This is a genomic window from Kitasatospora sp. NPDC127060 (genome assembly GCF_042724935.1).
GTDB lineage: Bacteria > Actinomycetota > Actinomycetes > Streptomycetales > Streptomycetaceae > Kitasatospora.
Genome location: NZ_JBHXEG010000150.1, coordinates 1 through 9,727, shown reverse-complemented (window position 1 = coordinate 9,727; position 9,727 = coordinate 1). Strand labels below are relative to the sequence as shown.

General features: G+C 71.3%; 14 protein-coding genes and 4 pseudogenes. 10 read left to right on the top strand and 8 right to left on the bottom strand.

The window, feature by feature from the left end:
• Positions 1-160: 160 nt before the first annotated feature.
• Complete coding sequence (locus tag ACFWIS_RS39895; RefSeq protein ID WP_380524351.1) at positions 161-739, bottom strand: hypothetical protein; 579 nt, start codon at positions 737-739, stop codon at positions 161-163.
• 45 nt (positions 740-784) lie between these two features.
• On the opposite strand from ACFWIS_RS39895, the gene ACFWIS_RS39890 reads away from it, so the two are divergent.
• From ACFWIS_RS39890 to ACFWIS_RS39875, 4 genes are all read left to right on the top strand, one after another.
• Positions 785-1,486 carry a recombinase family protein gene (locus ACFWIS_RS39890; protein WP_380524349.1) on the top strand — a complete coding sequence of 234 codons (702 nt, stop codon included), beginning with the start codon at positions 785-787 and terminating at the stop codon, positions 1,484-1,486.
• A 17-nt stretch (positions 1,487-1,503) separates the two neighbouring features.
• Complete coding sequence (locus tag ACFWIS_RS39885) at positions 1,504-1,662, top strand: hypothetical protein (RefSeq protein ID WP_380524347.1); 159 nt, start codon at positions 1,504-1,506, stop codon at positions 1,660-1,662.
• Positions 1,659-1,997 (top strand): hypothetical protein, encoded by a 339-nt coding sequence (locus ACFWIS_RS39880; RefSeq protein WP_380524345.1) that lies wholly within the window; start codon positions 1,659-1,661, stop codon positions 1,995-1,997. The genes ACFWIS_RS39885 and ACFWIS_RS39880 overlap by 4 nt, the downstream gene beginning before the upstream one ends.
• A gap of 68 nt (positions 1,998-2,065) precedes the next feature.
• The gene (locus ACFWIS_RS39875) at positions 2,066-2,524 is read left to right on the top strand and encodes a hypothetical protein (RefSeq protein WP_380524343.1); all 459 of its coding nucleotides are present in this window, start codon (positions 2,066-2,068) and stop codon (positions 2,522-2,524) included.
• Positions 2,525-2,661: 137 nt separating this feature from the next.
• Here the strand turns inward: ACFWIS_RS39875 and ACFWIS_RS39870 are convergent, their stop codons facing one another.
• The 3 genes from ACFWIS_RS39870 to ACFWIS_RS39860 all read right to left on the bottom strand — a co-directional run bounded on the left by ACFWIS_RS39870 (position 2,662) and on the right by ACFWIS_RS39860 (position 3,996).
• Entirely contained in the window at positions 2,662-3,045 is a 384-nt protein-coding gene (locus ACFWIS_RS39870) for a GIY-YIG nuclease family protein (RefSeq protein WP_380524342.1), read from the bottom strand.
• A 58-nt stretch (positions 3,046-3,103) separates the two neighbouring features.
• A complete protein-coding gene (locus ACFWIS_RS39865; RefSeq protein WP_380524340.1) occupies positions 3,104-3,400 on the bottom strand; it encodes a hypothetical protein in 297 nt (98 codons plus the stop codon).
• Positions 3,401-3,504: 104 nt separating this feature from the next.
• Positions 3,505-3,996, bottom strand: coding sequence for a hypothetical protein (locus tag ACFWIS_RS39860; RefSeq protein WP_380524339.1), 492 nt, complete (start codon positions 3,994-3,996; stop codon positions 3,505-3,507).
• Between the two features lie 106 nt (positions 3,997-4,102).
• Between ACFWIS_RS39860 and ACFWIS_RS39855 the strand changes: the two genes are divergently transcribed.
• The 3 genes and pseudogenes from ACFWIS_RS39855 to ACFWIS_RS39845 all read left to right on the top strand — a co-directional run.
• Positions 4,103-4,303, top strand: coding sequence for a hypothetical protein (locus ACFWIS_RS39855; protein WP_380524337.1), 201 nt, complete (start codon positions 4,103-4,105; stop codon positions 4,301-4,303).
• Between the two features lie 144 nt (positions 4,304-4,447).
• On the top strand, positions 4,448-5,377 hold the full coding sequence (locus ACFWIS_RS39850) for an ATP-dependent DNA ligase (protein WP_380524336.1): 930 nt from the start codon (positions 4,448-4,450) through the stop codon (positions 5,375-5,377).
• Between the two features lie 140 nt (positions 5,378-5,517).
• A pseudogene (locus tag ACFWIS_RS39845) lies at positions 5,518-5,868 on the top strand (transposase); the annotation flags it as partial.
• Positions 5,869-5,943: 75 nt separating this feature from the next.
• Here the strand turns inward: ACFWIS_RS39845 and ACFWIS_RS39840 are convergent.
• Positions 5,944-6,405 carry a hypothetical protein gene (locus tag ACFWIS_RS39840; RefSeq protein WP_380524359.1) on the bottom strand — a complete coding sequence of 154 codons (462 nt, stop codon included), beginning with the start codon at positions 6,403-6,405 and terminating at the stop codon, positions 5,944-5,946.
• A gap of 90 nt (positions 6,406-6,495) precedes the next feature.
• Between ACFWIS_RS39840 and ACFWIS_RS39835 the strand changes: the two are divergent.
• Positions 6,496-7,092 (top strand): annotated as a pseudogene (locus tag ACFWIS_RS39835) (TniB family NTP-binding protein); the annotation flags it as partial.
• On the opposite strand, the gene ACFWIS_RS39830 reads toward ACFWIS_RS39835, so the two are convergent.
• Both ACFWIS_RS39830 and ACFWIS_RS39825 read right to left on the bottom strand, forming a co-directional pair.
• Positions 7,009-7,404 carry a DUF6896 domain-containing protein gene (locus ACFWIS_RS39830; RefSeq protein WP_380524353.1) on the bottom strand — a complete coding sequence of 132 codons (396 nt, stop codon included), beginning with the start codon at positions 7,402-7,404 and terminating at the stop codon, positions 7,009-7,011. The pseudogene ACFWIS_RS39835 and the gene ACFWIS_RS39830 sit on opposite strands and share 84 nt — an antisense overlap.
• Before the next feature lie 229 nt (positions 7,405-7,633).
• Positions 7,634-7,942 (bottom strand): annotated as a pseudogene (locus tag ACFWIS_RS39825) (transposase); the annotation flags it as partial.
• Between the two features lie 256 nt (positions 7,943-8,198).
• On the opposite strand from ACFWIS_RS39825, the gene ACFWIS_RS39820 reads away from it, so the two are divergent.
• Both ACFWIS_RS39820 and ACFWIS_RS39815 read left to right on the top strand, forming a co-directional pair.
• Entirely contained in the window at positions 8,199-8,609 is a 411-nt protein-coding gene (locus tag ACFWIS_RS39820) for a hypothetical protein (RefSeq protein ID WP_380524357.1), read from the top strand.
• 31 nt (positions 8,610-8,640) lie between these two features.
• Positions 8,641-8,952 carry a hypothetical protein gene (locus ACFWIS_RS39815; protein ID WP_380524355.1) on the top strand — a complete coding sequence of 104 codons (312 nt, stop codon included), beginning with the start codon at positions 8,641-8,643 and terminating at the stop codon, positions 8,950-8,952.
• Here ACFWIS_RS39815 and ACFWIS_RS39810 read toward each other — a convergent pair.
• Positions 8,934-9,585 (bottom strand): annotated as a pseudogene (locus tag ACFWIS_RS39810) (transposase); the annotation flags it as partial. The gene ACFWIS_RS39815 and the pseudogene ACFWIS_RS39810 sit on opposite strands and share 19 nt — an antisense overlap.
• Positions 9,586-9,727: the final 142 nt, after the last annotated feature.

Below are 9,727 nucleotides of genomic sequence, written 5' to 3'. Positions count from 1 at the left end.
TTGGAGGCCCGGGCGAGATCGTCTCGCCCGGGCCTCCAACGCTCTGCTGCGGCTGGGCGACCCGCTCGGGGGATCAGGCCGGGGCCACCAACCACCACGATGCCGGTGGTGCCCGCCGGCGGCGCGCCGGGCTAGGCCGTGGTGTCCTCGGCGGCTCGGGTCAGTGGGGGACGGGCAGTTCCCGGATCAGGGTCCACGACTTCTGGCCGGCCTTGTGGCAGACCACGCGCAGGCGCAGCGGCTGGTCCAGGTAGCGGCGGGCCCACGAGTCGATGGGGTCGTTGTCCCAGGCCGGCCGCAGGCTGACCTCCAGCGCGCGGACGGCGCGCTGGCCGAGCACAAGGCCTTCAACGGTGGTGGTGCGGCCGGGGTGGGCGACGCCGTCGACACCTGGGCGCAGACGCAGCGGCCCCCAGATCACCTGCGCGAGGTCCTCCGCCGTGGGGCCCGCGGGGCCGGGCAGGTGACTGACGCCCTTCTCGTCCAGGATCTCGACGGTGATGCTGTCGAGGTAGTCGAGACCCTCAGGGCCGTCGAGATCCACGCTCAAGGTCCAGTGGTTCATGTTCTGCTGCACGAGGCGGATATCGAGGTCGGGGGTGAGGTCCCGGTGCCAGCGGTCGCGCTCGATGCCCGCGACGCGCTCCGAGACGGCCGCCGACCGGTCGGCGGCCTTCCACGCGAACACCGCGACCAACGCGCTGACAACCGCCGCCACAGCGGCTATCCATTCAGTCATGACGCCGGACAGTAGCAAGGCGCACCGGCGGCGGGACGTGCATTTTTGCCCGCCCCCACCCGGTGCCGCCCTGCCGCCCGTGGCGGGCGGCTACCGGCCGCCCTCGCGCTGGCCAACGCCATCAAGGAGGCCGCCCCAGTCCAGACGGTGATCCTCACCGTCCACGAGATGAAGCGCCTGGCCCGCAACGCGGCCGAGCTGATGCAGCTTTCCGCCGACCTGGAGGACGCCGGCATCTCCCTGGAGCTGCTCACCGGCCCTCTCACCGGCATCTACGACCCCACCGGGATGGGCTCGATGTTCTTCGCCGTCCTGGCCGTCGCCGCCCAGCTCGACCGCAACTACATCCGGGAGAAGACCCTGGAGGGCCAGCAGGTCGCCGCCGCAAAGGGCAACCACGGCGGCCGGCCGAAGGTCATCGACGACGACTCCCTCACCTTCGCCCTCGCGCTCAAGGCCAAGGGTGCCACGGTGCCGGAGATCGCCCAGAAGCTCACCATCAAGGAGGGCAAGAACGCCGGGAAGCACCCCTCGGTGGCCTCGGTGTACCGGGCGCTCGCCGACGCGGAGGAAGCCGAGCGCGCCGCCGCAGCCGGACCGGACGGCGAGGGTCCCCGGCGGCCGGTACCTGTACAACTTCACCGACCCGACGACCCGCTCACCGCCGACGACGTGGAGCTGCGCGAGCGCCTGGTCGCCCAGCGCGCCGAGCTCACCGCCGCCGACCGCGCGGAGGTCGCCCCGTGATCCCGGGAGCACACGGGATGAAGGGAGGCGCGCTGCTGCTCGGCGCCGAGCACCCCGGGCGCCCCGGCCCGTTCGGCACCTGGACCGACCACCCGGACTCGGAGCCGGACGGCCCCGGCACGGAAGACACCGACGGCGCGCCGAGCGGCACCGCGGACCGGGGGCGAGCGCGATGAGCAAGGAGTGGGCGAACCCGGCGCATGTCCCGGCGTACGACATGCTGTTGGAGCTGGAGAAGCGCCTGGACGCCCTGCGGCACGTCGGGCACGCCGAGGGGATCGACCCGCGCGGGACCACCGCGCTGCACGCCGTCCGGCTCGCGGCGGCAATCCTCCAGCCCGTCGTCCCCGGCACCGAGGCGCCGCCGTTCCCCGACGACACCGCCCGCCTGCTGCAGCTGATCGCCAACTGGCGCGACGCCGCTCTCGACCTCGGCGAGTTCGCCCCAGCTGGCCCCGTCCTGCGGGTCATCCCCGGCGGCCGGGACGGCCGATCCGGGTCGGCCCGGTAAGGGCCGATCACCGCCGACCTCAACACCGCCATCTATCGGTGGGGGTTGGCCTCTGTCATCCTCAGTACATGTCCGCTGCTGACTTACAGTTGCTCGCTGACCGAGATGGGATTGTCTTCGTCGAGGAGGTCAAGGCGGCCGCACCTGGCGTGTGGTGGGTGTATCTGAGCTTCCCGCGCGATTCGCGTTTTTCCGGGCAGTCTTACGGGAAGAATGTGTGCTTCTCCATCGGCTGGCCGACAGTCGGACTGACCCTGGAGCAGATGTTCGCGAACCTGGTGGGTCAAGGTCCCGAGGGGCCGCAACTAGACTGGGTGGTTGAGCAAATCCGGATACAACTTCGTGAGTTGCTAAGAGACAAGTTCGATGAGTACCAGCAGGCGGCAAGCATCCCGCCGGCGCGCGCGCCTGAACCGCAACCGCAGATCAAATACCGCACCGTCATGGCCGGGTCGGGAGGCTGTCTGATGCTCACCGCCAGCAGCCTGACCGCTCTTATTGGATCGGTTGCCTGGCTGCTCGCGTAGCCACTGGCCCATGCAGCGATTGCTTCCGCAGCGTGGACGAAGAAGAGGCAGCGGTGCAGCGGTGCAGCGCGCCTCGCCGGCTCCCGGCGGCGACCACGCCCAGAAGCCCGCCCGTCCAGCCCGAGGGGCAGGCTGCTTCACCTCAAGATCATCGCGTGGCGGCCGTTGCCGCTGCGGTGGCCCTTGAACCGCGCCTTCGGGTCCGTGGTGATGCCGACGTACAGCAGGGCGCCCGAGGCGTCGAACAGCCGGTACAGGGCGGTGCGCCTGGCAGCAACCCGCTTCCACCGGGCCTCGTTCTCGTCGCACCGACGTCTGAGCTCGGCGTCCTCCTCGAACTCCAGCCGCATCTGCTCTGGCCACTCCGGGTCCGCCTCGGCGACCACCACGTCGGCGACCGCATACAGATCGCCCCGGCCGAAGACCATCATGTCGGGCTTCCCGAGGAACCACCGGAAACGGCGCGGGTGCCAGCCGCGCGCGACCAGCTCCGCCTCGTCGAAGAACTCCTTGCGGGTCACCCCGTGAGGGTAGAACGCTGCACTGACACTGCCCCAGGGCGAAGCGCGGCGACCAAGATCACGTCATGGCCCCTTTTGCACGTACCTTGGCTGGACCCCTCAGCCAGTCGTGCCTGGTCACAGCCCCTCCGGCCAGGGCCAGCAGCAGTGAGACGTCGTTCCGGACCGAGACCACGGCCCCGCGCGGCAGGCGCCCGTCCGGCAGCACCGGGGCGAGCGCCGGGTGCACGGGCCGGGTCGCGGCCTCGACTCGGGTGAGCCGCGCGGCGGGCGACGTCTCCTGCAACAGCTCGGCCAGCCGGTCACCGCGCATTGACACCTCGGTGTCGGGTACGGCGGCCAGGCGCGGGTTCACCGCCGCTCCCGGGCGTCGGCGGCCGCGGTGTCGCCCTGCTCGGGGGCGAGCGGGCGCACGGTCGTCGGGTCGGCAATCAGCCACACTGCGTCTCCGCCCTCACCTCAGCGCGCCGAGACGATCCAGGGCATCGTGGGCGCGGGGCGGCGCTGCTCGGTCAGCAGGGCGCAGTGCCAGCGGTCGCCGGTGCGGATCCAGGCCAGGCGCCAACAGCGGCCGGAGTCGTCCGGGGCCGGGGCGCCGGCCATCTCCGGCGGCACCACGACGGCGTTCGTCGGCGGGATTGGGGCGGCGGGTTCGGGCAGTCGGCGGATCGTCGCCTTGTCGTAGGCCAGCCAGGCCCAGGGCTCCTCGCCCGGTCCCGGCCCGTCCGGCGCCCAGCGGACGTGGGCGATCCGGTCGGGGCTGGCCGGAGGGCGCCGCCACGCGGTCAGCAGAGCGGGCCGCCACCGTCCGCCGAGGCGGATCTCCACCAGGCACCAGCGCTCGACGTCGTGGGGCATCCCCGTCCGCGTCATCAGCTCCCGGGGAGCCCGCGCGACGTCGCCCGGAAGCGCGGGCGGCGAGCTGTGGGAGAACGGGATGGCGGCGGTCATACCTCTGATTATTCGAGCAAACGTTCGAGTGATCAAACGTCAGCTGCACACACCCCTCGAACGGCCTACGGTGGACGAAGGGGCGGTTCGGCGGCGGAGGCGTGGAATGGCCAAGGCGGCGACGATGGTCTGCCCGGTTTGCGGCCGGACCGCGCCGTGGAACCCCTGGCTGGCCTGCTCGCTGCCGTGCTTCGACCGCGACCGTCCGACGGCCGAGGAGCAGCAGGCCGTGGCCGAGCAGGCGCCGGAGGCCTTCGCCTACTTCCTCGGACTCGCGCCCGGCACGCCAGCGGACGACGGCGGGTAGTCCGTGCTCGGCGCCGCGAACCCTCCCAGCACCCGGGTGTGCCCGCCCGGTCCCCGTCATGTCGGTCGACCGGCCCTTCCCACGTCCCGACCCGGGTCGGTTGGCCGCACCCTGGAAGACATGGGCCCCCGAGGATCCGCGCAGGTGAAGTTGCCGTACGTCGAGCCGATGCTGGCGACGGCCGGCACGCTGCCGTCTGGGCCCGGGTGGACAGGAGAGGCCAAGTGGGACGGCGCCCGGGCCGTCGCCTACATCCCCGAGGCCGCCCCGGTGCGGCTGCTCGGCCGCCGCGGCACCGACTTCACCGCCCGCTTCCCCGAGCTCGCCGCCGCGCTCACCGAGGTCCGCGGCCCGCTGACCCTGGACGGCGAGATCGTGGTCATGCGCGGCGGCACCCCCTCCTTTGCCGCCCTCCAGAGCCGCATCCACCGCACCCGCCCGGCCACCGTCCTGGCCGGAGCCGCCGCCGTGCCCGCCCTGTACATCGCCTTCGACCTCCTCCACCTCGGCGACCGCCCCCTGCTCAACGAGCCGTACGCGCGCCGGCGCGAACTCCTGGAGGGCCTGGAGCTGGACCGCCCGGGCCTACGAGTCCCGCCGACGTGGGACTCCGTCGCCGCTGCCTACGGATGGACCCGCGAACACCAGCTAGAGGGCGTCCTCGCCAAGCGCACCGACTCGCTCTACGCCCCCGGCACGCGCTCACACGACTGGATCAAGCTCAAACACCTGCGCACCGCCGACGTCGTGATCGGAGGCTGGCTTCCCGGCGGCCCCGCCGGTGACACCCTGCGGGCCGTCCTGGCCGGTGTCGAAGCCGAGCCCGGGCGCCTGCAGTACGTCGGCTCGGTCGGCACCGGCTTCACGGGGGCGGAGCGGCGCGCCCTCGCGGCCGCGCTGCGCCGCCTGGCCGTCCCGGTGTCGCCGTTCACCGCCGGTGGCAGGGCCCTGGGGCTGCCGCCCGGCACCGAGGTGAGGTTCGTACGCCCCGAACTGCACGCCGAGGTCGAGTTCCTGGAGATCACCGACCGGGGCCAGCTCCGCCAGCCGGTGTGGAGGGGCCTGCGGGACTGACCGCGCCGCCGTGGTCAACGCCGGAACGGGCAGCACACAGAGCAATGATCGAGACCTGTGGATCGGCCTGATGGAGGGGCGTACCTTCCCGAGTCTCGAACATGGCCGGCGTTGCAGCGCCGGTCGGGAAGGCACGCACTGTGCTGACGGTAGTTGCTGAGGACGGCGAGACGCGGGGCGGGGTCTCGCTGCTGGACGAGATCGTGCGGGAGGGCGCCCGGCGGATGCTTGCCGCCACGCTGGCGGCGGAGGTGGACACCTACCTCGCCGAGCTTGCCGACGCCCGGGATGAGACAGGGAAGCGGCTGGTGGTCCGCAACGGCCACGCCAAACCCCGCACCGTGACAACCAGCGCCGGGGCGGTGGAGGTCACGGCGCCCAGGGTGAACGACAAGCGCGTTGACCAAGAGACCGGTGAGCGGAAGCGGTTCCGGTCGGCCATCCTCCCGCCGTGGTGTCGCCGTTCCCCGCGGATCGCCGAGGTCCTGCCACGCAGGGTGCTCGACACCGGCCGGGCCCTTCCCCGCCTTCGTCGCCGACGCCCGCCGGGGAGACGGGCTATGAGGTCACAGGCCGTTCAGGTGCTCGCGGAAGACTGTCTCGAGTCCGGTGACGGTGTCGTCGGTCAGGATCTCGTCGGGCAGTCCTGCCTCCATGCCTGCCCTGGTGTTGAAGTCGATCCGGCCGTTCGCGGGCACGAGGTCGCGGATCAGCCAGGCCGCGAAGTCGGCTGCGGCGCCGGCGGTCGCGTTGCGCAGGGACAGGCCCTCGTCGCCGGCGGCGCCGGATCCGATGCCCTCGTAGGTCGTCCCGGTGGCGGTGGTGAAGTCGAACCACCAGTCGTTCTCGTCGGTCGGTCCGTAGGCCCCGCCGTCGGCCTTGGTGTGCACGAACGCCTGCTCTCCTTCCCGTCGCCGGAGCGCCTGGGTGAAAGCGTCGAGGGTCAGGTTCCAGGTGGTGCCGGAGGCGGGGGTGAAGATGAACAGGGTGCTGGTCTCGGAGAACTCGGGAAGGGGCTGGGAGGTCATGGCTGGTCGTCGTCCTAGGAGAGCGTGGGTGAGGTGAGGGGGCCTGACGGGACGTAGCGGGCGTAGCCCTTGGCGCCGTAGAGGGCCATCATGGTGCGCCACCAGCGCACTACGGCCCGTCCCAGCCTGATCCTCACCGGGCCCGCCGCCACCGGGAAGACCACCGCCCTGCTCGAAGTCGGCCGCACCTGCCACCTCGCCCACAGGCGACAACACCCCGCCCCACCCGGGAACGGGCAGCCGGCCGTGCCCGTCGCCTACGTCCTCGTGCCGCCCGGTGCCAGCGCCAAGACCCTCACTGCGGGCTTCGCCCGCTACCTCGGTATCCCGGTCACCGCGCGCACCACCCAGGCCCAGCTCATGCACGCCGTCACCCACACCTACAACACCGCCGGCGTGCGCCTGGTCCTGATCGACGAGATCCACCGCCTCAACCCCCGCACCACCACCGGCGCCGAAGCCGCCGACCTGCTGAAAGACCTCACCGAACAGATCGGCGCGACCTTCGTCTACGCCGGCATCGACGTCACTGCCACACCTCTGTTCAGCGGGGTCCGCGGCGCTCAACTCGCCGCCCGCGCCAGCCTCGTCGAAACCGGCGCCCTACCCGCCCGCCTCGGCGCCCGCCGCCCGTTCACCGACCTCGTCACCGACATGGAAACAGCCCTCGACCTCCGGCGGCACCGTGAACCACCCGGGACTCACCTCGGCCAGGACATCCTTCAGGTTCTCGATCGCCCCCCGTAGCTCTTCCGTCGTGGGGTCGACAGGCGTAGGCAGGTTCTGTCCGTAGCAACGTAGGCGCCAGAAGTCGAAGGCCGCCACCCCGCCGAAGAAGTCCACGTCGACGTCGACCCCGTCCGGGCTGATCATTCGACAGCCCCTGCCGTGCACCAGATACGAGTACCTGCCAGCCTCACCGCTGCGGCTGATCTGTCCCGAGCGGGCGAGCATCAGCACGTCAGCCAGCCGCTCCAGCGCAGGGAATGCCTCGCGCATCGCGCTGCTGGCCGCGCCGAGATCGCTGACGAAGGAGAGCACCAGGTCCCGCGAGGAGTGGGCTGGACCAGCGTCGCTTCCCAATCTCTGCAACGCATCCTCCGCGGCGTCATCATGTGATCAAGGACGGCGATTCTTCCATGGTGCAGTTCACCGCGCCGGAACCCCACATCACTTGGGCTGCGGGTTAAACGGCAAGCTAAGCTTGATCCTTAACCATCGGGCCTGTTCAGGGCTGTGATCGCTGTGGTCTAACTCGGTCGCGTTCGATCAGGGTCTCGGGTCGTTTGGCGGTTTTGCCCACGTCGTGGCGGGTGGCCCGGTGCCGGTTCGGGATTCCGGGCGGTCGTCCAGGCCCTGGCCTTGACGGTTTCGGTGCCCGGGCGGGACTTGGCAGGTGCGGTCGGATGTTCCTGAACCCCCGTCGGACCCGGGTCGGGGTGAGCGCGACGTTGGCGGGGCTGGTCTTCTCCCAGGCCCGGCGCTGATCGACGGCCAGGGGCAGTGCCAGGCGAAGTTGGGTGTGCGCGACGATCATGCTCGTTGACTCGGGCAGAGGGCGGCCATCGCGCTGGTGCGACCTGTGCTGCCCGCAGGCAGGACAGTCCCGACCAGCCATGACCTCTGTCCGCAGTGACGTGCCGAAGGCATTGGGTATGCGAGACAGCGTCCGATCAGTCTAGCCCTTGCACGCTCGGCAGCTCGATGGTTAAGGAACAAGCTAAGTACCTGTTTCCATTCCTGGAAGGCCGCCTGAGCTGGGAAACGTCCCGTTCTGGAGATAGGAATGAGGTGTGGACGACACCGAGTTCGAGGGCCAGGACGGGGCGGCGGCGGAGCTGTGCGACCTGTGCGGCGAGGTGATCGCGGACGGCAGCGAGTTGTACTTCGTTGCGCCCGATTCGTCGGTGGTGCACCTGGCGCACCCGGAGCGCGACGGCCAGCGGTGGATCGTGGCGTGTTCCCGTGAGCACGGCCGGCAGCTGGTCGAGCAGTACCGGGCCCGGCCGTTCGTGGAGCCGGAGTTGTGGGCGGGAAAGATCGCCCGCGCCCTCGCCGAACACCCGGACGGGCTGAGCCCGACGGAGCTGGCCGAGAAGACCGGGCTGACGCCGGAGGAAGTGGAGCGCGGCGCGCGATGGCAGGCGGAGGCCGCTGCGGACTGGTACAGGCGGTTCGGTGGCGCCGACGGTCCACCGCCGTGACCTCGGAGGCCGGGCCGCTGTTGTGCCCGGTGTGGAAGAACAGCCCGAGAACGTCCGGGACGCTGCGGACCGGCTCACCGAAGCGGTCCGCAGCTTCGAGCGCACGGTCAGCGCCTGCGACCCGGAGGCGTTCCGAACCAGCGAGGTGAAGGACAGCGTGCGCGCGGCCGTGGTCCTGGTGGACGCGGCGGAGTTCGCGCTGAACGGTCCCGACAGCAGCCGGACCGACCTGGCCGCCGTGCTGCGGGTCGCGGCCCGGGCGGTCCGGCAGTCGCGCGACCGGGTGATCGACGCCATGGTGACGGCGTCGGCGGTGCCGGACCATCCCGGTGCGATCGGCTGACGAGCGGCCCGCGGCCGTGGAAGAGTGGGGCCGGCCGGTCGTCGGCGGGGCTCTGGGATCTGTTGGTGGTGGCAGTCAGTCCCGTTGCGCTTCGCGGGAGGCCGGCTGGCCGGACCGCCGGGACTGCCGCTTGGTGATGCGCCTGGTCATCAGCGTGATCGCGGCCCAGGTGATCAGCGATTCGGAGTGCTGGATCAACCGTTCGTAGTCCCGCGCGTGCCGGCGGGCATGCATCACCCAGGCAGCCGCGTCGTAGCCTCGGCTGTCGCGTCCGACCGTCTCGGCGGCCTTCACCGACTGCGAGTCGATGATCGTGGCGACCGCCTCCGGCCCGCGGCCCATGTCCCTGCGGATGCGCCGACGGAGCTGGTCGCGGATGCGGCCGATCACCCCGGCCGCCGCCCAGCGGGCCATGAACCCGAAGACGGTCCGCCAGGGCGGGAAGTCCTTCGGCAGCGCCCGCCACTTGCAGCCGGTGTCCACCACGTAGCGGATCGCGTCGACGATCTCCCGGCGCGGGTGCTTCTCCGGGCGCCCGCCGGCCTTCGTCTCGCAGGCCGGCATCGGCAGCAGCGGCTCGATCAGCGCCCACTCCTCGTCCCAGGTGTCCGACGGATAGCAGCGGCGACGCACGGACTCCTCCTTCCCTCACCCCTGTTCCGGGTCCCGGCCGCCTGCGGCGCAATGCCGTTGCTTTAGCTGTCAGTCACGGCGAAGGCCGGCACGGATCGACGTGCCGACAGGTGATGTTCAGCTGCCTGGGCCGCAGATGGCA

Bases quoted from the DNA above. Each gene is read 5' to 3' on its own strand.
- ACFWIS_RS39895 (WP_380524351.1), bottom strand. From the start codon at position 739: ATGACTGAATGGATAGCCGCTGTGGCGGCGGTTGTCAGCGCGTTGGTC.
- ACFWIS_RS39885 (WP_380524347.1), top strand. From the start codon at position 1,504: ATGAAGGGAGGCGCGCTGCTGCTCGGCGCCGAGCACCCCGGGCGCCCC.
- ACFWIS_RS39880 (WP_380524345.1), top strand. From the start codon at position 1,659: ATGAGCAAGGAGTGGGCGAACCCGGCGCATGTCCCGGCGTACGACATG.
- ACFWIS_RS39875 (WP_380524343.1), top strand. From the start codon at position 2,066: ATGTCCGCTGCTGACTTACAGTTGCTCGCTGACCGAGATGGGATTGTC.
- ACFWIS_RS39860 (WP_380524339.1), bottom strand. From the start codon at position 3,996: ATGACCGCCGCCATCCCGTTCTCCCACAGCTCGCCGCCCGCGCTTCCG.
- ACFWIS_RS39855 (WP_380524337.1), top strand. From the start codon at position 4,103: ATGGCCAAGGCGGCGACGATGGTCTGCCCGGTTTGCGGCCGGACCGCG.
- ACFWIS_RS39840 (WP_380524359.1), bottom strand. From the start codon at position 6,405: ATGACCTCCCAGCCCCTTCCCGAGTTCTCCGAGACCAGCACCCTGTTC.
- ACFWIS_RS39830 (WP_380524353.1), bottom strand. From the start codon at position 7,404: ATGCGCGAGGCATTCCCTGCGCTGGAGCGGCTGGCTGACGTGCTGATG.